The sequence below is a fragment of the Vibrio zhugei genome (genome assembly GCF_003716875.1).
Taxonomy (GTDB): Bacteria; Pseudomonadota; Gammaproteobacteria; order Enterobacterales; family Vibrionaceae; genus Vibrio; species Vibrio zhugei.
The window spans coordinates 2014286-2038687 of record NZ_CP033078.1; the positions used below are offsets into that span (position 1 = coordinate 2014286).

The 24402-nt window shown below is 42.6% G+C and carries 19 protein-coding genes and 1 other RNA gene; 15 read left to right on the forward strand and 5 right to left on the reverse strand.

Features of this window, described 5'->3' with window-relative positions; translation table 11 throughout:
- Positions 1 to 285: 285 nt before the first annotated feature.
- Positions 286 to 915: a nucleotide exchange factor GrpE gene (grpE, locus tag EAE30_RS14615; protein ID WP_123016584.1), complete on the reverse strand. Its 630-nt coding sequence runs from the start codon at positions 913 to 915 to the stop codon at positions 286 to 288.
- Positions 916 to 1059: 144 nt separating this feature from the next.
- Here grpE and nadK point away from each other — a divergent pair, with 144 nt between their 5' ends.
- From nadK to bamE, 3 genes are all read left to right on the forward strand, one after another.
- Complete coding sequence (nadK, locus tag EAE30_RS14620) at positions 1060 to 1944, forward strand: NAD(+) kinase (protein ID WP_123016585.1); 885 nt, start codon at positions 1060 to 1062, stop codon at positions 1942 to 1944.
- Positions 1945 to 2062: 118 nt separating this feature from the next.
- The gene (gene recN / locus EAE30_RS14625) at positions 2063 to 3730 is read left to right on the forward strand and encodes a DNA repair protein RecN (protein WP_123016586.1); all 1668 of its coding nucleotides are present in this window, start codon (positions 2063 to 2065) and stop codon (positions 3728 to 3730) included.
- Positions 3731 to 3937: 207 nt separating this feature from the next.
- Positions 3938 to 4297 (forward strand): outer membrane protein assembly factor BamE, encoded by a 360-nt coding sequence (gene bamE, locus EAE30_RS14630; RefSeq protein WP_123016587.1) that lies wholly within the window; start codon positions 3938 to 3940, stop codon positions 4295 to 4297.
- 144 nt (positions 4298 to 4441) lie between these two features.
- On the opposite strand, the gene EAE30_RS14635 is transcribed toward bamE, so the two are convergent.
- On the reverse strand, positions 4442 to 4744 hold the full coding sequence (locus EAE30_RS14635) for an RnfH family protein (protein WP_123016588.1): 303 nt from the start codon (positions 4742 to 4744) through the stop codon (positions 4442 to 4444).
- Positions 4741 to 5175, reverse strand: coding sequence for an SRPBCC family protein (locus EAE30_RS14640; protein WP_123016589.1), 435 nt, complete (start codon positions 5173 to 5175; stop codon positions 4741 to 4743). Before EAE30_RS14640 ends, EAE30_RS14635 begins: the two co-directional genes overlap by 4 nt.
- Positions 5176 to 5438: 263 nt before the next feature.
- On the opposite strand from EAE30_RS14640, the gene smpB reads away from it, so the two are divergent.
- The 12 genes from smpB to EAE30_RS14700 all read left to right on the forward strand — a co-directional run bounded on the left by smpB (position 5439) and on the right by EAE30_RS14700 (position 21254).
- Positions 5439 to 5924 carry an SsrA-binding protein SmpB gene (gene smpB / locus EAE30_RS14645; protein WP_123016590.1) on the forward strand — a complete coding sequence of 162 codons (486 nt, stop codon included), beginning with the start codon at positions 5439 to 5441 and terminating at the stop codon, positions 5922 to 5924.
- A gap of 66 nt (positions 5925 to 5990) precedes the next feature.
- Positions 5991 to 6357, forward strand: a transfer-messenger RNA (tmRNA) gene (ssrA, locus tag EAE30_RS14650).
- Positions 6358 to 6540: 183 nt separating this feature from the next.
- A complete protein-coding gene (locus EAE30_RS14655) occupies positions 6541 to 7767 on the forward strand; it encodes an integrase domain-containing protein (protein ID WP_123016591.1) in 1227 nt (408 codons plus the stop codon).
- A gap of 4 nt (positions 7768 to 7771) precedes the next feature.
- Positions 7772 to 8716 (forward strand): hypothetical protein, encoded by a 945-nt coding sequence (locus tag EAE30_RS14660; RefSeq protein ID WP_123016592.1) that lies wholly within the window; start codon positions 7772 to 7774, stop codon positions 8714 to 8716.
- Between the two features lie 139 nt (positions 8717 to 8855).
- Entirely contained in the window at positions 8856 to 9125 is a 270-nt protein-coding gene (locus EAE30_RS14665) for a helix-turn-helix transcriptional regulator (protein ID WP_020431431.1), read from the forward strand.
- Positions 9126 to 9262: 137 nt separating this feature from the next.
- Positions 9263 to 11683, forward strand: a complete 2421-nt coding sequence (locus EAE30_RS14670) for a DEAD/DEAH box helicase (RefSeq protein WP_123016593.1) — start codon at positions 9263 to 9265, stop codon at positions 11681 to 11683.
- A gap of 167 nt (positions 11684 to 11850) precedes the next feature.
- The gene (gene hsdR, locus EAE30_RS14675; protein WP_123017392.1) at positions 11851 to 14295 is read left to right on the forward strand and encodes an EcoAI/FtnUII family type I restriction enzme subunit R; all 2445 of its coding nucleotides are present in this window, start codon (positions 11851 to 11853) and stop codon (positions 14293 to 14295) included.
- Between the two features lie 56 nt (positions 14296 to 14351).
- On the forward strand, positions 14352 to 15638 hold the full coding sequence (locus tag EAE30_RS14680) for a nucleotidyltransferase domain-containing protein (RefSeq protein WP_123016594.1): 1287 nt from the start codon (positions 14352 to 14354) through the stop codon (positions 15636 to 15638).
- A gap of 3 nt (positions 15639 to 15641) precedes the next feature.
- Positions 15642 to 16967: an MATE family Na+-driven efflux transporter gene (locus EAE30_RS14685; protein ID WP_123016595.1), complete on the forward strand. Its 1326-nt coding sequence runs from the start codon at positions 15642 to 15644 to the stop codon at positions 16965 to 16967.
- 140 nt (positions 16968 to 17107) lie between these two features.
- Positions 17108 to 18595, forward strand: a complete 1488-nt coding sequence (locus EAE30_RS14690; protein WP_123016596.1) for an N-6 DNA methylase — start codon at positions 17108 to 17110, stop codon at positions 18593 to 18595.
- A 2-nt stretch (positions 18596 to 18597) separates the two neighbouring features.
- Positions 18598 to 20256, forward strand: a complete 1659-nt coding sequence (locus EAE30_RS14695) for a restriction endonuclease subunit S (RefSeq protein ID WP_123016597.1) — start codon at positions 18598 to 18600, stop codon at positions 20254 to 20256.
- A 2-nt stretch (positions 20257 to 20258) separates the two neighbouring features.
- On the forward strand, positions 20259 to 21254 hold the full coding sequence (locus tag EAE30_RS14700; protein ID WP_123016598.1) for a PDDEXK family nuclease: 996 nt from the start codon (positions 20259 to 20261) through the stop codon (positions 21252 to 21254).
- A gap of 921 nt (positions 21255 to 22175) precedes the next feature.
- On the opposite strand, the gene EAE30_RS14705 is transcribed toward EAE30_RS14700, so the two are convergent.
- Positions 22176 to 23147 carry a hypothetical protein gene (locus tag EAE30_RS14705; RefSeq protein WP_123016599.1) on the reverse strand — a complete coding sequence of 324 codons (972 nt, stop codon included), beginning with the start codon at positions 23145 to 23147 and terminating at the stop codon, positions 22176 to 22178.
- A 201-nt stretch (positions 23148 to 23348) separates the two neighbouring features.
- On the reverse strand, positions 23349 to 23939 hold the full coding sequence (locus EAE30_RS14710) for a recombinase family protein (protein ID WP_123016600.1): 591 nt from the start codon (positions 23937 to 23939) through the stop codon (positions 23349 to 23351).
- Positions 23940 to 24402: the final 463 nt, after the last annotated feature.

The following is a 24402-nucleotide window of genomic DNA, read 5'->3' on the forward strand; positions in this document are numbered from 1 at the left end:
ATGTTCGTTTGGTTATATCCCCAAAGTGGGGGAACTGAGAATGGGTTTTTCACCCGATTCACAAACTAAACGTATCAAGTTTGCTTCTCTATGACCCATAGATAAGGGCGTAAATATCCTTTTCAAGGGAACCACAGAAAAAAAATTCAAATTTCTCGATTTTTTTCAGTTCTTAAGACCGATTCAAGGCCTTAACTGAACGAAACCCAGAAATACCAATAAAAAAAGCCGGTACCGACCGACTTTTTACTTCAACTGTCTTCACTCAAAGAGTGAACGAGGCACTTATTTCGACACCATAACCATGGCAGGACGTACCACACGACCATTCAACAAGTAGCCTTTTTGCATCACAAACATCACCATATTCGGTTCATGATCGGGGCTTTCTTGAATGGACATCGCCTGATGTAATTCAGGATTAAATGCTTCGCCTTCTGGATTAATTGGGGTTAAACCGAATTTTTCAATCGTATCAACGAAGGTTTTATGAGTCAGCTCAACACCTTCAAACAAAGGTTTGACCGCTTCGTTCTCAGCATCGGCCGCTTGCATGGTGCGCTCAAGATTATCAATGACGGGTAACAACTCTTCGGCAAAACGACTCAACGCATATTTACGCGCTTTGTCGACTTCTTGCTCAGAGCGACGACGCATGTTTTCAACATCGGCTTTCGCACGCAGTACCGCATCTTTCTGCTCTTTTAATTGCTCTTGGCTCGCGTGCAACGCCGCTTCTAGCTGAGCAATTTTGGTTTCTTGGCTTTCTTCTTCCAGAACCTCACCATCTTCATTGATGACGGTTTCATTCCAATCAACATCGGCGTCTGTGCCAACCGCTTCAGCTTCAACATTTTCAACGGTCGTTTCTTGTTGTAGCTCTTCTTCTTGGATTTTGTTTTCTTCGTTGCTCATGATATCTCCAGAATTCCACTCTCTATGTGGTTAGGAATCGAATTCTCGTCTGTTTCGTGACACAAAAATTCGCATAAAAGTATGACTTGCCTTTATTATGGGGATGAAGATTTCTGATTCAAGCCCTATTCGGTTGGAAAGCATATGAAAAAACCATTTGAAGTGATCGCTATCATAGGTAAACCTCGTGACAAACATGCCATTCAAACTCATAACGAGCTTTACTATTGGCTTACTTCACTCAACTATCCAGTGTTCGTGGATGAACGCCTTGCTGAGATTTTACCCGATATTCCCGACACACAGTTTGCCTCATTACTCGAATTAGGCCAAAAAGCCGACCTTGCCATTGTCGTCGGCGGTGACGGTAACATGCTCGGCGCGGCACGCGTTCTTTCTCGCTTTGATATTTCCGTCATCGGTGTTAACCGCGGCAACCTCGGCTTTCTGACCGATTTAAAACCGGACGAGGTGTGTGAAGGGTTAACACAAGTGCTTGAAGGCAACTACATCGAAGAACAACGCTTCCTTCTGCAAGCCGAAGTGCACCGCCATGGACAAATAAAAAGTCACAATTCGGCATTGAATGAAGCCGTGCTTCATCCTGGTCAAGTGGCACGCATGACCGAATTTGAAGTGTACATCGACGATAACTTCGCGTTTTCACAGCGCTCTGATGGCTTAATCGTCTCAACTCCGACCGGTTCTACCGCCTATTCATTATCCGGGGGTGGGCCGATTTTATCACCGGGGCTCGATGCCATTACGCTCGTCCCGATGTTTCCGCACACCTTATCTAGCCGTCCTTTAGTGGTAGACAGCAAACGGCGCATAAAGTTAGTCGTCTCTCCGAATAATATGCAAAATCAGGAAGTCAGCTGTGACGGTCAAGTCACCCTCCCCGTCAGCCCCGGAGATGAAGTGCACATCTATCAAAGCCCTAACGCACTGAAACTGATTCACCCCAAGGATTACAACTACTACCGTATTTTGCGAAATAAACTCGGTTGGTCCAGCAAACTCTTTTAGAGATCGATCACAATTTGTCGTCTTTTAAAAAGAAAATGCCTGTATAACTTTACTGTATAGGTGAACAGTATATACTGTTCACCTATACAGTGTTGTTTGTTTATACAGGTGCAGGAATATGCTGGCTAATTTAAGTATCAATAATTTTGCTATTGTTAAATCCCTTCAACTCGATCTTGCCGCTGGCATGACCACCATTACCGGTGAAACTGGCGCAGGTAAATCCATTGCCATTGATGCATTAAGTCTTTGTTTAGGTGGGCGTTCTGAAGCGGGCATTGTCCGTCAAGGCGAGCAAAAAACCGAAGTCTGTGCCACATTCATTTTGGACAACAACGTCAATGCAATCCGGTGGTTGGAAGACAACGATCTTATGGATGGCAATGATAAAGACTGTATATTGCGCCGCACGATTACCAAAGAAGGCCGTTCACGCGCCTTTATTAACGGCAGTCCTGTCCCTCTTTCCCAGCTCAAATCACTAGGCCAACTGCTGATTAACATTCACGGCCAACATGCTCATCAACAGCTAATGAAAAACGAGCATCAACTGGCGATGCTGGATCAGTATGCCGGCCACTCTGAGCTTTTGAAAAAAACGCGTATTGCCTATCAAAACTGGCGCCAAGCCAACAATCAATTACGCCAACTGCAAGAAAACAGCCAACACAACCAAGCCCAGCTTCAGTTGCTTGAATACCAAATTAAAGAACTGAATGAACTGGCGATTGGTGAAGACGAATTTGCGGATCTCGAAAATGAATTCAAACGCTTATCCAACAGCGGTGAGTTAGCGATCAATTGTCAAAAAGCCATCGACATTCTGTATGAAGGGGACGAAGTCAATGCTATCGGCATGCTACAAACCGCCAGTAATACTCTGGTCGATTTAGCCGAGTTGGATGAAAAACTCGCCAGCTTACCGAATATGATCGCCGATGCGATGATTCAGCTTGAAGAAGCGAACAGTGAATTACGCGCCTATTTGGATGGCATCGATGTGGATCCTGAGCGCATGGCGTATGTCGAATCTCGTTATTCCAAAATCATGTCATTAGCACGCAAACACCAAGTTCAACCCGATGAGCTGTATAGCCATCACCAAGGTTTGTTGCTGCAAATTGAACAACTCGATTGCTCAGATGAAAAAATGGCGGAATACGAAGCAGATGTGGCCGAAAAATATCAACGTTTAGTAACCATTGCAGAAAAACTGCGGAAATCACGCCATCGCTACGCAAAAGAGCTCGATAAACTGATCTCACAAAGCATGCATGAACTCAGCATGGAAAAAGCGCAATTCAAAATTGAAATCAACGCTCAAGAGCACCCATCGCCACTGGGCTTTGATGCCGTGACTTTCTTGGTTTCAACCAACCCAGGGCAACCTTTACAGCCGATTGCTAAAGTCGCCTCTGGCGGTGAACTGTCCCGTATGTCACTGGCCATTCAAGTGATCACCGCACAGAAAGTGGACACGCCAAGCCTGATCTTCGATGAAGTGGATGTGGGAATTTCCGGTCCAACTGCGGCCGTGGTCGGTAAAATGTTACGCAAATTGGGAGAGTCCACACAGGTGCTGTGTGTTACCCATTTACCGCAAGTCGCAGGCTGTGGCCACAACCAAATGTTCGTGGCCAAACAAACCAAATCAGGTATGACCGAGACACAGATGGTCAAGCTCTCTCATGACGAGCGCATTGAAGAATTAGCACGCCTGCTTGGCGGCAGTGAAATCACCTCAACCACATTGGCAAATGCAAAAGAGCTATTAATTGCGGCATAAATGAGTTGCGAAGCGCGCGCGAATGGATGAGAATCGCGTATCACTTACGCTAGGAAATGATTTTTTAGCGTAAGTTTGCAACCAAATTCAAAATTCGTAGTCTTAATAAGCTCAGGAAGAAGATGATGTTTTTACTTCTGCTCTGAGCTTGTTTATTATCAGTCGAGTTTTTGAGCCCATTACTATATAAGTACAGAATATTTGAATATGCAGTTAACCAAGTGGCTGATCGCCCTCCCCTTAGCCCTAACAGTCCTCTCAGGCTGCTCCGTTGTTGAACGTTTGGTATATAGAATAGATATTAATCAAGGAAACTATATCGACCAAAAAGACATCAACCAACTCAAGTTTGGTATGTCTAAAGACCAAGTCCGCTATGTGCTAGGCACTCCTATGCTCGTCGAAAATGGCTATCCCAATACTTGGTACTACATCTATTCTCATACCCATGGGCACGAAAAAAACATACAGAAAGACTTAATCGTGAAATTTAATGAGAACGATAAGCTCGTTAACGTTTCTGGTGACTATCATGTCAGCCAAAACTTTTATGAAGGGATGAATTAATCTCTGATGCCTAATAAGTAAAAAAGCTCGTTCATCAACGAGCTTTTTTGTGTTCATTCGCCAGCCCTATTCTACCGGAGGCCATGGCCGGATAACCGCACCACATAGAGCAATGCCCATGACATTGAGCGGTGATACCCAGCGTTATGCTTTTTTCTTGGCTTGCTCTGCACGTTTACGCCGAATTTCTTTGGGATCCGCCAGCAAAGGCCGATAAATTTCAATGCGGTCACCATCGCGTACCGTCGAATCTCGTTTAATATTACGTGAAAACACACCAATACTGTTCTTATCAAGATCAATCTCTGGGTACATATCAAGCACACCGGACTGTTCGATGATCTGTTCTGCCGTCATATCCTGCTTCGCCATGACATTAATCACACGTTGCTCATGAGGAAGTGCATACACCACTTCCACGTGTATCATCGCGTTATCTTGACTCATGATGGGTAAACCTGCTTCGCACGTAAGGTAAACGCATCAACCATATTATTGGTCAATTCATTAAAGATTTTTCCAAATACCATTTCAATCATCTTACTGGAAAATTCGAACTCTAAACGTAACTCTACTTTGCATGCATGCTCATCAAGCGGGGTAAAATACCATCCCCCTTTCAACGACTTAAATGGCCCATCGACCAACTCTAAAAGAATGGTATTCTCATGGGTTAAATCATTGCGGGTGGTAAAAGTCTTCTTGATGCCTGCTTTTGATATATCAACAGCACCGACCATCATCTCGTCGGTAGACTCGACCACGCGCGCGCCTGAACATCCAGGTAAAAACTCTGGATAACGTTCGACATCATTAACCAGATGAAGCATCTGCTCTGCACTAAACGAGACTAACGCAGAACGACTTACTTGATTCATCTTTTCTCCTCAGAATATTCCGGCAAAGAGAGATTGTACTGCCTACCCCGCTCAGGCTCAAGTATCCAACTCCCATTCTCAGCAACACTTGAAAAGCGCGGCCAATGCCCTCATCTCTCTAAACAATCATGATGTGACGTAAATAACGTCTCATGTCGTACAAGTGCTTGTTTCTACGCGCTCATGCCCGTATGCTACATCGGAGCTTATTTCGAAAGAAAAGCATTTTCATAACTTCAACTAATCCGTATAATGCGCCCACTATGGTAAAGAAAAAATCAAAAGATAAAGCGGGTAGCAATACCATCGCGCTTAACAAAAAAGCTCGCCATGAATACTTTATCGAAGATGAAGTAGAAGCAGGGCTGGAGCTACAAGGCTGGGAAGTGAAATCACTTCGTCAAGGCAAAGCGAATATCGCAGAAAGTTACGTCTTTTTGCGAGACGGAGAGGCGTTTATCTCAGGTATGAGCCTTATCCCGCTACAGCAAGCCTCGACTCACGTGGTCGCCAACCCAACGCGCGTGCGCAAGCTATTGCTATCACGCCGTGAAATTGATAATTTGTTCGGCCGCGTTAACCGTGAAGGCATGACGCTGATTGCACTGTCACTCTACTGGTCTCGCTCTTGGGCGAAGATTAAAGTGGGCGTGGCACGAGGCAAAAAACTGCACGACAAACGCGAAACATTGAAAGAACAAGACTGGCAACGCCAGAAAGCACGAATTATGAAGAGTGGAATGCGTTAATAGTAACCACTTGAATAATAGATGGTAGACAGACTCAAAAAATCTGTTACTATCATCCTAACACTTGGGGCTGATTCAGGATTCGACGGGAATTTTGCAGTCTGAGGTGCATGCCGAGGTGCGGTAGGCCTCGTTAACAAACCGCAAAAAAATAGTCGCAAACGACGAAAACTACGCACTAGCAGCTTAATAACCTGCTGAGAGCTCTTTTGCCCTAGCCTCTGCTTGTAGGACGGGGAGTTCAAAAGATCAAACCAAAACAAGCTGGCGTGGATTCCCCCACCTGAGGGATGAATCGCGAGATATAATTCAGGTTAGTCATTCATTCGCGTGTCGGTTCGCAGGTGGGTGGCGAAATTAAAGATCGACTAAGCATGTAGTACCAAAGATGAATGATTTTCGGACGCGGGTTCAACTCCCGCCAGCTCCACCAATCACTAGTAACGGGACGTCTCAGGACGTCCCGTTTTCTTTTCTAATCCCTTGTCCCATCTAGCTTTAAGTGGTTCAGGCCGTCTCATCAAGATTCACTTAATCTCAGTCATTTAGTAACATTCTGCGTAACACTAACCAATAACAACACAAAGTGGTGTTACATCAGAAAGGAACTATTAAAATGGCTAAGCAAATCAAGCCTTTATCACCAACTCAAGTAACCAAAGCTAAGCCCTTAGAGAAAGAATATTCGCTTGCCGATGGCAACGGTCTGTACTTACGTATAAAGCCCAATGGCGCAAAACTTTGGATTTTCAACTACATCCACCCAACAACTAAAAAACGTAAGAACATCAGCCTTGGTGCATTTCCCGACATAACTCTCGCGTCCGCGAGAGAAAAAACAAGAGAGATGCGCCAACAGGTCGCTGAAGGTATTGATCCAAAAACTCACAGGGATAACCAACTCATTACCGCACAGATAGCTCAGTCATCAACTCTTAAATCAGTTGCCGAAGAATGGTTTGAAGTAAAAAAGCATGACGTTTCGGAAGACTATGCCAACGATATCTGGCGATCTCTGGAGCTACATATCTTTCCCAACCTCGGTAACATGCCGATAAGTGAGCTAACTGCCCCAATTGTAATTCAAGTCTTACGACCTGTAGAAGCAAAGGGCGCATTAGAGACAGTTAAACGAGTATGTCAGCGAGTAAATGAAGTAATGAACTACGCGGTGAATTGCGGAAAAATTCAGTCCAACCCATTATTCGGGATAAAGCATGCATTTAAAAAGTCGAAAGCTGATCACATGAGTACTATCAGCCCAGACGAACTTCATACTCTTATGCAAGCGATGTCGTTAGCCAATATCAAGCTTGCCACCCGCTGCGCTTTTGAATTCCAACTCCACACCCTGACCCGTCCTGTTGAGTGTGCTGCCGCTGAATGGAGTGAAATTGATTTCGAAAACAAACTTTGGGTCATTAGCAAAGATAAAATGAAAATGAAGCGCGACCACAAAATCCCTCTTTCAGACGCTTCGATTCAACTTTTAAACTTTATGAAGCCCATCTCCTACGGACAACGCTATGTATTCCCCAGTTCAAAGTCAGTAGACCAGCACATGAACAGTCAGAGCGTCAACGCAGCTCTAAAACGTGCAGGAATGAAAGGAAAGCTAGTAAGTCACGGTATGCGTTCCATTGGCAGTACAGCGCTCAACGAACAGGGCTTCAACAAAGATGCTATTGAGCTGTGTCTAGCACACGTAGACAAGAACACGATTCGTGACATCTACAACAATGCTGAGTACCTTCAGGAGCGTCGTAAGATAATGGAATGGTGGAGCAACTTCATACTTGATGCTTCTAAAAACACCAATACCATTGCTAAGAAAAAGGGATAAAGCAATGAGTCAAGTATATGATGACCTCTCGTATAAAGATTCTGCACTCTACAAATTTGTACATAAACACAGGGAACGAATTCTTAAAGACAGGACAAAAACTCCTGAAAATACAGCTCTCTTTCTTCTCTATCTTGGATTTAGCCTAATCGAATCTGCGCCTAGTGAAAGAGTTTATACAGAATTGCAGTATTTAATCGATGACACATTTGCAGCTGCCCTAGATATTTTATGTTCAGAAAACGCCGAAGAAATTAACCAAATAATGCGAGACTACTCAGATCAGTTAGGCTTAACAAAGAGCAAAAAGCCTAAAAAGATTGATGATGAGGATATTTATCGGATGGTTTTGCTAGGTAAAGAAATTTTTCCTGAAAAATCTTTAGAAAAGATCTATGAAAAAATCGCAAATGTGACAAAGATCACTAAGCTTTCTAAAAGCCAAGTCAAGAAAAAATACTACTCTTTTATCCAACTGAACAAAGAACAAACAGAGCTAACTCTTTACAAAGCGCGAAACAAATCAAAAAGGGAGGTCCATCAAAACATGATAAGAATTTTCGAGTTTGACATTACATTTTTATCATCTTACAAGGAATTTTTCCTTGACATGGTTTCGTGCTTTGATGAGGTAGTTGAACATTCCCATCTTCATTACTCAGGTTTCCCATCAAAAGAAACACCAAGTTCGATACAATCTTTAATGAATTTTGATAACCATCTGAAATTATACAAAAAATCCGATTACCCATGGATAGATAGATTATCAGATATCGTTTCTTTTGAAAGAGATAATGAGTTTAAACGTTACAGAGATAACCTACGGAAGTACTACTCATCTCAGTCCATAAACAAACTGCCTAGTTTGTCATATTCTGATGATCTTGAAGCGGAAGCCGTATTTTCCAACTTCTTTTCATCAGCAAAACCTTTAAAATCAAATAGATAAGTAGAAACACTCTCTAAATCAACAACTGGTCAAAACCCCCCTCTGTTTTTGACCAGTAACTTGTCATAACTTCAATTTCGTCGCTGGCCAGCGGTCTTTAACACAAACGAAAAATTAAAAAATAACAAAGGTGTTAGTTATGACTGAACAACAAATCAAAATCGTACGTAAATCTGACGTTCTACAACGCGTACCCTTCTCAAGAGCGACTCTCCACCGCAAAATTAACGATGGAACATTCCCACCTTCAATTCCCCTTGGTGCAAACTCTGTTGGTTTCTTGTCTCATGAGGTCGATGCAATTATCGCAGCCATGGCACTAGGCAAAGATCTACAGCAAACTGTTTCTCATCTTGTTGAGCAAAGACAGTCTCTTTTCGACAACAGTCTCTATGCATTAGCCGCATAACTAAAAACTCTCACTAAGCACAAATAAATCAATTGTTTACTGCATGCTTTAGCATGCTGGTAAAAGTGCAGAGTTCTTTAGTTATATATATTACTTAGAAACTTTGCACTTTTACGTTCTACTAGGAATAAGAATAAATGAACGTTATCGCGCAATCTCAAGCCTCAGAACATACACTGGTTCGTTCAACAGAGTCCTGCTCAGTCGCCATTCTTAACGGCGAGTCTCTAAGCTTCGATCATGACAAGTACAGGGTCGTTGCTGTTCGCAACGACAAAAACAACCTGGCTGAAGTTATCCGCTATTACCGTGATGCTGGCTTCAATAACATCAAGTTAATCATTGATTCAAAAAAGCTCCCTGCTCAAGCTGTAGATTTCATGATGATTAATTATCGCGACGCTAGGTGTGATCTTTATGATTTAGCATCAAAGCGACTCTACAGTCTGAAAGACTACAACGATACAATCCAGTATCTATCTCTTTGCTATCAGTTGACGAATTGCGGCATGCGGGGTGACGAAATCATTGACTGGCTAGCTAAAAAACTAGTCCGTACAATTCCTCTGATCTGTTCCGATGCTAAATCATGCTTGAGAACTTACCGTTTCTATCTTCACAAAGACAATAATTTCCTTAGTAAAGTTTTAGATTGCCTTGAACTACAGCTACACCACTATCATTCATCAGTTCAAGATTTTATGAAGCTTAGAACGCCGACGAAAACAATCCGTACTTCAACTCTCGACTGTCCAGAAGTGTGTGAAGCGCTAGCCAATGAGCGAACCCTTGCGATTAAATCTGCAACAGGGACTGGTAAAACGAAACACGTCTTTGGCCCTATTACTCAGCTAGCTGAGCAAAACAATAAATCCGTGGTATATCTTTCTCACCTGATGGCTTTAGTAGAACAATACTGCATTCAAAATCATGCGGTCAGCTATACCACTCAAAACTTAACTCAGCTTGAACAGTCGAAAGCGATGGGATTAGTCGTCAATAGTGTGTGGAAAGCACATATCCAAGCATATTGCCACAATGCTGATACCTTGATTATTGATGAGTTTGAGAAAGTAATTTCAACTGTCGTGTGTTCGGAGCATTCACTACAAATGCCTAAACAACGCGTCTTTCATTGCTTGTCTGAGATTATTCGCTCCATTCCACAAGTCATTGTGGGCGATGCTGATCTTTCCGATATTAGTTTAGGCTTCTTGAAGGATTTACGAGGTGACGTGACTTTAATCCAGTGCGACAAAAATCCATATCTGGGAATTGAAGCAGTTATCACAGATAAAAATCAGTATCTTTATAGTCAGGATGAACTCAAGTCTAAATTGTTGGAGGACAAGGTGTTTCTCTTTGACTCGCTAGTGACACTTCGAGGAGTAGTTAAACAACTTGGTTATGAGGACAAACAAGGTTTAGATAGTGAGACTGCGGCTCTAAACGACGGTGTGCTAGTCATTCACGGGGAGAATAAAGGAATGGACGCACAACGTGCTTTTCTGGCTAACCCGAATGAAGAAATCTCCAAATACAAAGCGATTATCGCTTCTCCCTGTCTAGGGTCAGGCTTCTCAATCGTCAAAAACTTTGCCAATAGAGTTGTCGTATTCTGTGACAAAACACTAAATCCATTTGAACTAGTTAACTTCGCACGTCGATTCCGTAAAGCAAAGGAGATTTGTTTCACCGTAGATGCCCATCAAGACTTCTTCTGCCGCCCGACAAGGGCAAGAGTCTACAATGCGAATATTCACTCAGCGCCAACAGACCACCTAGAGATTGCATTCGGTAACGTGAAATCACAGTTCACCGCACCTCTGGGGCTACATCTATGGCTAACATTGAAGGAACTCGGCTTTCATGTTGATCCGCTACCATCCTCAGTGTACTCACAGAGCTGTGGGTCTAAAACGAACAAGCAATATTTAAAAGCTTACAGAGAGGCGTTGGTCAACGCCATTATGCAATCTGTCGATTTAACCCAGCATGACGTGAAGCGGCTTATGATGGCTGATAAGCGCACAGCCAGTGACAACGCAGCCATCTCGAAGCATACAATTAAAAGCTACTATCATTTGACTGAAGTCACAAAAGAAGATGTCGAATTTCATTTCCTGTTTTCTAAGAACAGAAAGCTCTTCGACAAGCTATTTTCTGTTCCAGCGCCAAACGAAGATAACAGCAAGTACTCAACATATCGCCGCTTGGCGAATTTAATCAATGAGGGTCTGTTCAACGGACACCAGCTTAATTCTCAATCACCTTCTATCATGATCCATAGGGAGCAGATTTTGGGGTTTGTTAATCTGATGATCGAAAATCGGGAATTAGTCAATTGGACACTGCACAAAGATACTCACATCCCACTATCACTCAACGAAAACAGCACGACAAATAAAAAGATGCTGTATTTTGGGCAACTCATGAAGTCTCTGGGTTTTGAAATCGGTAGATTTAGCGGAACAACAAATAAAGCGAAAATCTCTCTGACTCAAAGGGCGCGTAGCTACACTAGATTAAGTACCGAGTCTCTAGATATCGTTGCTTAACTGACTTCCCGTTATGCTATTGCATAACGGGATAACTATTTCCACGAATAGCATCTGGTATTTCATGCATACCGTTACCCACTTCACTGATAAGTCAGTATCTTTTCTGCTTTTATGCATCCTTTGGTATAGTCATGAAATGCATTTGTACTGAGCTGGCTAATCGCATGGAATCGACAATCAATAAATCAAAGCTATCTGAAACCGACATCATCACGAAATTCATTCTTCCTGCTATCAAAGATGCAGGATGGGATGATATGTCTCAAATCCGTCAAGAAGTTAAACTGCGTGACGGTAAGGTCATTGTTCGTGGTCAGGCAGCGGCGAGGAAAAAGGTTAAGTCTGCGGACATCGTCCTTTACCATAAACCGAGCATGCCTCTAGCCGTTGTCGAAGCAAAAGCGAATAAGCATGAAATCGGCAAAGGTATGCAACAAGGTCTAGATTACGCCAGCCTACTTGAAGTCCCTTTTGTCTTTGCCTCAAATGGCGACGGTTTTATCTTCCACGACAAAACCAACCCAGCTCAACTCGAAACTGAAATTCGACTTGAAGATTTTCCGACACCTCAGCAACTATGGGACAAGTACTGCGTTTGGAAAGGATACAAAGCCGAGCACCTTCCAGTCATTACTCAAGATTACCATGATGACGGTAGCGGAAAGTCTCCGCGCTACTATCAGCTACAAGCGATAAACAAAACCGTGGAAGCGGTCGCAGCAGGACAAAACCGTGTACTCTTGGTTATGGCAACAGGTACGGGCAAAACTTACACTGCTTTCCAGATTATTTGGCGACTATGGAAGTCCCGAGCCAAAAAACGCATCCTATTTCTAGCGGACAGAAACATTCTGGTCGATCAAACTAAGACCAACGACTTCCAGCCGTTTGGCACCGCTATGACCAAAGTCACTGGTCGAACAGTCGATCCCGCTTACGAAATCCATCTAGCTTTGTATCAAGCTCTAACTGGCCCAGAAGAGCACCAAAAAGCATACAAACAGGTCGATCCTGATTTCTTTGACCTTATTGTCGTTGACGAGTGCCATCGTGGCAGTGCCGCTGAGGACAGCGCATGGCGCGAGATTCTTGAGTATTTCGGTTCTGCGACTCAAATAGGGCTAACCGCGACACCAAAAGAAACCGATATCGTGTCTAACACCGAGTACTTTGGCGATGCCATTTATACCTACTCTCTAAAACAAGGAATTGAAGACGGTTTCTTAGCCCCATACAAAGTTGTGCGTGTGGATATCGATGTAGATTTACAAGGTTGGCGACCAACCAAAGGGCAAGTCGATAAACATGGTGAAGTTATCGAAGACAGGATCTATAACCAGAAAGACTTCGACAGAACTATGGTCATTGATGAGCGCACAGAACTTGTTGCACAGACCATCACCAGCTACCTAAAGCGCACCGATCCGATGGCTAAAACCATTGTGTTCTGTAATGACATTGACCATGCGGAACGTATGCGCCGAGCACTAATCAACTGCAACCCTGAGCAAGTTGCTAAAAATGAAAAATACGTAATGAAAATTACTGGTGATGATGAAATCGGTAAAGCTCAGCTTGATAACTTCATCAACCCCAAAAAGGATTACCCTGTTATCGCGACCACCTCAGAACTCATGACAACAGGTGTCGATGCAAAAACTTGCAAACTGGTTGTTCTTGACCAAGGCATTCAGTCGATGACTAAGTTTAAGCAGATCATCGGTCGTGGTACTCGTATTGATGATCGTTACGGAAAGCTATGGTTTACTATCCTCGACTTTAAAAAAGCGACTGAACTGTTCGCTGATGAGCGCTTTGATGGTGTCCCTGAGCGAGTTAAAGAGACAAAACCAGAAGACTTCGATACCGATAATGGACTCGATGAGATTATCGATGGTGAGGATGAACTTGAACAAGATGATCCATTTGAAGGGGAAGATATCGACCCTGAAAGCATCCAAGAACCAGAAACTCCATACGACTCAGGTTCATCTCCTTCTGACGGTAGTGATGCCGATGATGATTGGCAGGATGAAAACCGAGTTAGAAAGTTCCATGTCAACGATGTAACGGTTAAGGCCATTGCCGAACGTGTTCAATACTACGATGCCGACGGAAAACTCGTAACCGAATCGTTCAAAGACTATACCCGCAAGACGATGGCAAAACAGTTCACGTCGATGGATGACTTTGTTAAGCGCTGGCAAGATGCCGATAAAAAGCAAGCAATCATCGATGAACTGGCAGAAGAAGGCATCATCTGGGAAGCATTAGAGCTGGAAGTCGGCAAAGATCTCGACCCATTCGACATGATTTGTCATGTCGTGTATGACCAACCAGCACTCACCAGAAAAGAACGCGCTGACAACGTCAAAAAACGCAACTACTTCACTAAGTACGGTGAAACGGCTCAGCAGGTGTTGAGCAACTTACTGGACAAGTACGCAGACGAAGGCGTTCAAGAGATTGAGAATATTCATGTACTCAAAGTTAAGCCTTTTGACGAGATGGGACGCCCTGCTGAAATCGTCAAAAAGTGCTTTGGCGGAAAAGAGCAATACTTAGAAGCGATTTCTGAATTGGAAGCTGAGATTTATCAATCAGCCTAATCACCATTTAAACCAAGCTAGAGTTTCTTTAGCTTGGTTAACGACCTCACGTCACAATGCATATCTATATTTTTGGTAACCTAAATTCAGGCAAAACAACCTTAAGCAAACAAATACAAGGACGTTTGCCTGATTTCATTTATTTATCATTAGATGAGTATCGAATTCGCTTTGGCGATGGAACCGAGCAAGGTGAGCAACTCGCTTGTGAGCATTTCCTTGCTGCGGTTAAACAACAGGAAAACGCGATTGTTGAATTTATAGGATACGGTCAAACGGCTAGCCTTCTTACCAATCAATTAGATAGGAAAACAGGCATATTAGTCTGTTGCACTAGAGATATTGTGCAGAGCATCAATGCAATTGATGACGAGAAATACTCAGAAATCCCTTACCCATCATCCTACAAAAAACTGCAAGCTGTTGATGAAACTATTAGATTTTTGAAAGATAAAACCATACCGACGGAACTAGAAACTCACTGGCAAAGACAAATTTGGCAGTCTTACTGTTTTGACTTCTCCGATAACTTTGATGCCTTCTGGACGGCCTTCCCATTATCTCAACACACTTGGGTCAGTAAGCTGAATAAAGTATTGAGCACAGATACAAGCGTACCTACAGCTCTACTTTACGGAAGCTTGGGGGCTAATCAGTTAACAAAGCGCTCTGATATCGATTTATTTATTCAGTCATCGATTTCGGTTCAGGGTTGGCATGAAAGACTCCTCAGATTGTTCGGTGAACAATTGGCTCATACCGATATTTTGGGGTCGAAAATCACTCTTAGAACACAAGACCGTTTGCTTATAGAAATCGTTGTAGGCCAATCGCTGTCTGACATTTCTCTTTATTATCGTGAGTCACAAATCTACAACGTTCACTTCACTATTTTAAAGGGTGATCTTGGCCTTGCAGAACAATTAGACGCCGTTACCAAAACACATACAAGCGAGCGAAAGCAAGCCAAAGAGTTGGCCGCTCAGGTTTACTTTTTATTTTGCTCCTTGCCGAACCTTATCGCTAACAACGACAGTTACAAGTACCACTTTCACTGCTCTATCATCCAGCACTATTGTGTTCAGCTAGAACATTTATTGCTACGTGAGTTTAAACACAACTACCTTCCCAAACATGCCGCTACAACATTGATTAATTTCCCATGGCAAGTATTTAACTGCTCAGCAACTCATATCAGTACAGCGCAATATACTGAGCTTTATCAGTACCTCATCACACTGTTCGAACGGCTTAGAAATAAACAACTGATTAAAAGTAATGGCTATTTCTCTGTGGAGAGTCGCTTTCTCCACGAGGTCCCTAGTGAAGATAACAAGGCTTAAAAATTGAAACATCATCAAATAAAAACAATCAACTACCAACTGTGGCTAGTGCTGATTCTGACAAGCTTAATACCATTAATCTACTCAACTACACGAATCCATTTCTTGGGCAGCATCCCTAGCCCATGGACTTTTAGCATTGCAGCACAAGTTGCATGGCTAAATGTAGGATATGAAGTCCTCAGCGAAGCATTACTTATCCCTCTAGCATTTATTCTAGGCAGAGTTATTCATAGTAATGAAGCTTTTCGTGAACGAGCCAGTCTATCTCTTTTGGTTACCTTAATTTGCTACTTTGTGGTGACCTTAATGGTATTGTGGCTAGCCCCGAACTTTGTAGATGCTATGCAGCAACAGGCTGAATTATTGGCCCAAACGATCCAATACATTCGATTGGAATCTGCCGCTATTTTGCTCTCTAGCTTCTATGCTTTTTTGTCTTTGGTTCTAGTCCTAAGAAATGAACGAAAGGCGCTGTATGGTCTCCTAATAGTACAAATGCTCATGACTGTCCTTTGTGACAGCGTCTTCGTCAGTCAACTACCTTACTCCCTTCAGTTAGGAGTGAATGGTATTGCTCTGAGTAATATCGTAGTCAATAGTCTTCTCGCACTATTTGCCCTGATTTATTTATCGAAATCAGGGATCACTCTGAGCTTCAAGTTTTCTGAAGGAGATCAATCGCAATGGCTCAAAGAATGGGCAAAGATTGGATGGAAGTCAGGGCTTGAGTCACTCGTGCGAAATACTGCCTTTATTGTCATGATTCTTCAGCTTATTAACCAAGTACAACAAGCGGGAACATTCTGGGTTGCTAATCAATTTATTTGGGGCTGGCTACTACTTCCCGTTTTGACATTAGGGCAACTGGTTAAGCAAGATGCTGCGACAAACAATGGATTAACATCTGAGCGAGTCAATGGCTACCTTTGGATAACGTTAGGAATTATTGCTGTTTGGATACTCACCACACCGCTTTGGAACAGCTTTATAGCCAATGTAATGGGGATAGAGAACCCAGAATCAATCACCAGTCTAGTTTGGCTAATGGTTGGGTTCTATGTGATTTTCAGTTTAAACAATGTCATAGACAGTTACTTTTATGGTATTGGACGCACGGATTTAATGCTGTATCAATCACTTATCGTAAACACCTTGTTTTACGGTTGTGCTTTTGTGCTTTATCAAATCGGTATCTTTGTACCTACGCTTGAACGAATCGCCATAATGTTCGGCTTGGGCATTACTGCTGATGCGCTAATCACTTGGGTGTTGTACCTTGCCTTACGGAGCAAAGAGAGCATGAATCAACAACCAGTAAGACATTGATTTATATATTTATCATAGATATAAACGCCCACTAACCTCCACCGTTATTGGGCATCACCTCTCCCCTTTTCAGTACTCACATTGACGTAGAAATGCTATAATCTGCCCCAATTTTTTCAGTCAGTTAGTAGTAGAACTTCATGTCAATCAGTTCAGTTATCAAGTCTATTCAAGACATCATGCGTAAAGATGCGGGTGTTGATGGTGACGCGCAGCGTCTAGGCCAAATGTCGTGGCTTTTATTCCTTAAAGTGTTTGATGCTCAAGAAGAAGAGCTAGAGTTCGAGTTAGATGATTACCGCGAACCCATCCCAGCCAAGTACCTATGGCGCAACTGGGCGGCAGATAACCAAGGTATTACGGGTGATGAACTGCTGGAATTCATCAATGATGACCTATTCCCGACGTTAAAAAACCTAACCGCACCGAAAGACACCAACCCACGCGGTTTTGTGGTGAAAGAAGCTTTTAGTGATGCCTTCAACTACATGAAAAATGGCACACTGCTGCGCCAGGTGATTAACAAGCTCAACGAGATCGACTTTACTGACTCTAAAGAACGCCACCTGTTTGGTGATATCTACGAGCAAATCCTACGCGACCTACAAAGCGCAGGTAATGCGGGTGAGTTCTATACCCCTCGCGCTGTGACTCGCTTTATCGTCAATCGTCTTGACCCTAAACTGGGTGAGCAAATTATGGATCCCGCCTGCGGCACGGGTGGATTCCTGGCTTGCTCTTTCGATCACGTCAAAGAAAACTACGTGACCAGCACAGCCGACCACCAAACGCTGCAAAAGCAAATCCATGGTGTAGAGAAGAAACAACTGCCACATTTGCTGTGTATCACCAATATGATGCTCCACGGCATCGAAGTCCCTGTGCAGATTAAGCACGGCAACACGCTTAACAAGCCGCTTTCAAACTGGGACAGCAATATCAATGTGATTGCGACTAACCCACCGTTTGGCGGCACAGAAGAGGACGGGATTGAAAAGAACTTCCCTGCCGAAATGCAAACTCGTGAAACCGCCGATCTGTTCTTGCAGCTTATTGTGGAAGTATTGGATAAAGATGGCCGCGCAGGTGTGGTGCTGCCTGATGGCACCTTGTTTGGTGAAGGTGTAAAAACCAAAATCAAAAAGATGCTGACAGAAGAGTGTAACCTGCACACGATTGTTCGCTTACCTAATGGCGTGTTCAACCCATACACTGGTATTAAGACCAACATTCTGTTCTTTACCAAAGGCCAACCGACCAAAGAAGTGTGGTTCTATGAGCACCCTTATCCAAAAGGCGTGAAGAACTACAGCAAAACCAAACCAATGAAGTTTGAAGAGTTCCAGCAAGAGATCGATTGGTGGGGCAACGAGGCCGATGGATTCTCTAGCCGCATCGAGACCAAGCAAGCTTGGAAAGTATCGATTGAGGATATTATCGAGCGCAATTTTAACCTTGATATTAAAAACCCGTATCAGGACGAAGTAGTCAGCCATGATCCTGAAGAGTTACTGGCGAGCTATCATCAACAACAGCAAGAAATTAACGCACTACGTGACCAACTGAAAGGCATTCTTGGTGATGCGCTTAGCTCTACCACTCAAGGTAAAATGCAAGGTGGAGAGTAATAATGGCAGTCGAAAACCTGATTACCGAGCATATTGATATCTGGACTTCAGCAGTAAAAACCAAATCGTCCTCTGGACGTGGCAACAGTAAGAAGCTAGAGCTATATGGCGTTAAAAAGCTGCGTGAACTGATTTTAGAACTGGCAGTTCGCGGCAAACTCGTTCCTCAAGATCCTAATGATGAGCCTGCTTCAGTATTACTTGAGCGTATTGCGCAAGAAAAGGCTCAATTGGTAAAAGAAAAGAAGCTTAAAAAGCCAAAGAAACTCCCCAATATAAGCGATGAAGAAAAGCCTTTTGACTTGCCAAATGGATGGTCGTGGATCCGCTTAAATGAATATGGTGAATGGGGTTCAGGCTCCACACCTAAAAGAAGCAATAGTGGGTACTATGATGGAGGGATACCTTGGTTTAAATCTGGAGAGTTAAAAGCGGATTATATTTCGGAATCAGAGGAAACTATCACCGAACTGGCTTTGTCAGAAACTTCTGTTAGATATAACAATGTTGGTGATGTTCTAGTAGCAATGTATGGAGCAACAATTGGCAAGACTGCAATACTCTCCGTTCGAGCTACTACAAACCAAGCAGTGTGTGCTTGTACACCATTTACTGGCTTAAGTAACACATATCTTTTAACTCTTCTTAAGGCTTATAAAGCTAGATTGATTGGCATGGGAGCAGGCGGAGCACAGCCAAACATCTCAAGAGAAAAGATCATTAACACAGTTATCGCATTGCCATCTACCGCAGAACAACACCGAATCGTCGCCAAAGTCGATGAGCTAATGGCGCTTTGCGACCAGCTTGAGCAACAAACCGAAGCCAGCATTGAAGCGCATCAAGTGCTGGTAACGACTCTGTTGGACACACTCACCAACTCTGCCGATGCTGACGAGTTAATGCAAAACTGGGCGCGAATCAGTGAGCATTTCGATACCTTATTCACGACTGAAGAGAGTATCGACCAACTTAAGCAAACCATTCTACAACTTGCCGTGATGGGTAAGTTGGTTCCGCAAGATCCAAGCGATGAACCAGCTTCTGAGTTACTGAAAAGAATTGCGGAAGATGGCGATAGTCCTAAAAAAGTAAGGTTAACTAAGCCCATATCTGAATCTGAAGAGCCATTGACTCTACCAACTGGCTGGGTTTTCACAAGATTGGAGTCGATTATCCAGATATCCTCGGGTAAAAACTTAACCGCAAAAAAAATGGATTCCAATGGAACGATTCCTGTTTATGGAGGGAACGGTGTTACTGGTTATCACAGCGAAAACAATGTATCAGAACCAACTATTGTTATAGGTCGTGTTGGATTTTACTGTGGTTCAGTCCACTTGACACCGAAAAAAGCATGGGTAACTGATAATGCTTTTGTGACAAAGTTTTCTCATTCTAACTTGAACTTAGAATTTTTATTTTGGTTGTTGAAGGCCACTAATCTGAATGAAAATGATAGTGCAACGGCTCAACCTGTAATTTCTGGAAGAAAAGTTTATCCTATAGTCGTTGGATTACCCCCTTTGAATGAGCAAGCGCGTATTGTTGCTAAATTAAATGAGTTGATGGCTATGTGCGACTTTTTAAAGCAAAGTTTCAGTGAACATACTTCAAATCAACTATTGCTAACGAATACTATTGTCGAACAAGCAGTATAACCATGAGCCTATACAATATCGCCAATAAAAACCTCACCGCACTGACACCAACCACTTTTGCAGCCGAAGGGCTGCAAGAACGGCACGATTTACAAGAAGCGCTGAAAGGCTGTATTGATTCCATCGCACCTGATTGTTTGGTGATATCAGAAGAGTTTTCAGACTGGGAAGACAGCCGTCGCCGTATTGACCTGTTAGCCATCGATAAAAATGCCAACTTAGTGGTCATTGAGCTTAAACGGGATGAAATCGGTGCGCATATGGAGCTGCAAGCGCTACGCTATGCAGCAATGATCTCTACCATAACGTTCGATAAAGCATGTGACTACTATGCCCAGTACCTGAAGAAAGAAGGCCAAAAGATTGATGCCCGCGAAGCCATTCTGGAGTTTGTCGATCTTGATGAAAACAGCTTGGATGACTTTGGTAACGATGTTCGAATCGTTTTAGCCTCAGCAGATTTCGGTAAAGAACTCACCACTTCTGTATTGTGGCTGCGTGACAAAGGCATCGATATCAGTTGTGTGCGCCTCACGCCCTATCGCTACAAAGAAGATGTACTGATCAATGCCGAACAGATCATCCCTGTACCCGAGGTAGAAGAGTACCAGGTGAAGTTCCGCGAGAAGCGTGCCGAGCAGCGCACAAGCGTTCAAAAAGGCGATAAAGATTACTCAGAGTATCGCTATAACGGCCATACCTATAAAAAGCGTCACCTCGCGCTAGCGTTAGTCACGGACTGGATCGAGAAGCATCAGCCGCAAAGCCTGAATGATGTGCTCAACGCATTTAACGAACCAGTAAGACGACGCATTGCCATCCTAGCGGATGATATCCCTCAAGGTAGAATTAGCCGTTTCCACAGCGATGAGGACGCGCTGATTACGCTGCCTAACGACGAGGTGATAGCCATCACCAACCAGTGGAGCCTCAGCAATATCACTCGATTGATTCACTTTGCAGAGCAAAGTGGCATGGTTGTAGAAAAAGCAGACTGATTCAGCTACCCAAAGTCGCGAGTAACAAGCTTTGAGTAGAACATCGTTCTCCTCGAAGCATTTTTTATTTGTTAATCAAATACGCAATCTTTAGGTTTTGATAATTTAAGCGAGAACAGTGTTCTCGCAGTATCAATAGCAAGCTCACCAATACCGTTTGTAACACTCGCGACTCAGAGAACATTGTTCTGAGTTGAGAATCTCACTGCTATAGTGATCTATAAAATCAGGGGTTGAATAAAGTCTTGAGTCAATACAACTTTGTGCTAAATAAGCTCATAGTATAATCATATTAATTACGAGCCACCCACTTGAAAAATATAGTTTTTATTATACATAAAAAACTTTTGAGTCAAGTTGAAAAAACTCTTGATTAAGAAAAAACAATCTTTTATATTAAATCACGTAACAAGAAGCAGAGCTTCTATCTAGAAAGTGGCTTAAAGATATATTTAAACTAATATTACTTAACCTTTAAAAGTAAAAGTAATTTCTTCCACCTCACTGGTGGCTTAAAGAAAAATTAGTTTTAATACAAGTAAATGTATCACTATTTTATCCGCTAATAGATAGTTACTTCCGCGTCAACTGGCGGTTAAGCGTTGGATAAAAAGGTCGAGTCTATCTCGGCCTTTTTATTATTAATTGCAAAACTACTCTTCAGGACTTTTAATTAATTATATTTTTAGAAGGCTAGTTATTGAGTATTAATTATTAACTCCACAAGCACTACTCTCTGAAGCCTCTCTTATTAAAAGAAAGGTTCTCTGACTTATCATTCGGAACATTGTTCTTCCACAGTTTTTTATTGATTAATCAAATACCCAATCTTTACTATTTTAAGATTGCGATAAGAACATTGTTCCAAGTAAACATCATCTCACTGTCGAGATAGTTATTCACATAAAATCAAAACAGGTGTTACTTAAAAGCTAGCGTGAGATAAGGCAATACATACGCTTTGAGCTTAGACTCTATCTGTTCCACTGTTTTTAGTTGAGCTGGTAGAACATTGTTCATAGGAGTTTCAACATCTATAACAGTGACCATTCCACTCGCTCGTGGTACCGTTTTTTTCGTTACCACTACTAGTGCTTCGGCTTCACTTTCAACGGTATCTAGTGCACTTAATAGAGCGTCACATTGAGATATTTGCGGTGTGTAACGAATCAGAAATCGGGTAGGGTTTATTGGACTTACGAACACCTCCCGAGCTAGCTCTGCTGTTTCATGGTAAAAGTATCGTTCTACTACATCTCCAATTGCTACTTTCCAACCTTGTTGAATGGCCGCAGTCGTTGTCGGCATCCAAAACTTAGAGAAATTCTCTCTCTGTTCTCTTGGCGCATTACGTGTCAGATCGCCAATCACTGGGTGAGCAGGAACAAATCCCATGCTCTTAAAACCATCTCGTAATTCTTTGGCGATTGGATTGGAGTCTTCGCATAACAAAGGGTAAATATCACGCCACAAATAATGAGGCCTTTCTATCGGCGATAGATACTTAGGATGGCTCGTAACTTGGTATGAAGGCGGCAGTAACTCAGAGCGAATATAAATCACATGATCCACAGGCAATTGCAGATATCGCTCCAATTGTAAAAGGTTGCCACTCTCAACATTACCGATCGTTTCGGCAGCATCGAGTTTATTTTCACAAAGAACAATTGAACCATCACTTAATATCAGACGCATGTCTGGTCGGCATCCAGGATAGATAACTTGGGTTTCGACCTTGCAGATCAATCTGTTATCTTCGTCTCCAAAAATCAACCTAACAAACGCTCGACTGAAACTTTCTGAAGACCCTAACGCCGCAGCGAAGAACTCAGTTAAGTGATCCTCTTTTGCTACCGTTAGTTTTTGAGTATTGATGAATAAGCTCACAAGCATCCCTTTCTATCAGCGTCGTTTACTAACAGAGAGGTTATCCGATTTTCCAGTCAGAACAATGTTCTTGTATCAAATATCAGCGGGATATCTTAGTAGCCTTGCTCTAAGCAAGAACAAGGTTCTTGCAATATCGTTAAAACCTCTTAGCTAATAACTACTACTGGTAGATCTCCGCCTCTCGGTATCATAGAACATTGTTCTTCATTGAATACTTTCAGTTAACCGCTTGTTCCAATGCCGCTTGACCGTAGGGACGGAGATGCCTAGAGCATGAGCTGTTTTGGATTGGCTCAGCCCTCTTGCCCTACATTCTTGGACTTTTTGAGTTGTGGTTAGTGCTTCTGGTCTACCAATACGCTTACCTTCAGACTTAGCCCTAGCCTGCCCCTCTAGCGTCCGCTCTCGAATACGGTTTCGCTCAAATTCAGCAAATGCTGAGAACATTTGCAGCATCAATCGTCCCTCCGCCGAGCTTAGATCAGCGGTCGGCAGATCCAGAGAAATTGGCGTAACACCTTTTTCTAACAGCATACTGATCGTATGCTGAACATCGATGTTATCTCTTCCAAGTCGATCAAGCTTAAGTACAACTAGTTTGTCCCCTGGCTCTAGTTTATGCTCAATCAACATTTTGAACTCACGTCGTTCTGTTGCTGGCACACTACCAGAAACTGTTTCATGTACAATTCGGTGTTCTTGAACATCGTAGCCAGCATTTCTGATAGCTAAGATCTGATTTGACACAGTTTGCTCGCTAGTCGATACACGACAATAAGCGAATGTCCGTCCCATACTATTCACTCCTTTTGGCATCACAATTGGTATCATCAATCGGTTGGGTATCATAAAAATCCGAACCCTACTTTATGAGACCGCAAACACTTCATTCCCGTCTGGTATCAGAAAACGGATGTTTGTTGATACTACAGGGGTGTTTACATCTCGCTAAAGTTGACTAGTCAATAATTTTGGCAAACCACCTTTGCCTTAATAAAAATCGAGTAAATAAATTAATACGCATAGGCAAATATCATTACTCTAAAGTTATTTATATATAATTAAAAACAAATTCAGTTTAAAAACACCTTGACATTAAAATCCAACATAAAAAATTAAATTTTATTTATTTAATTTTTTATGATATAACTATTATAACTGTTATAACTATTATAAAGTTATAATTCTAATATAAGGTTGACCTTTTAAAAAAGGAAGTTTATGACGAAGAAAGATTAAATTATTGAAAAAGTTCTTC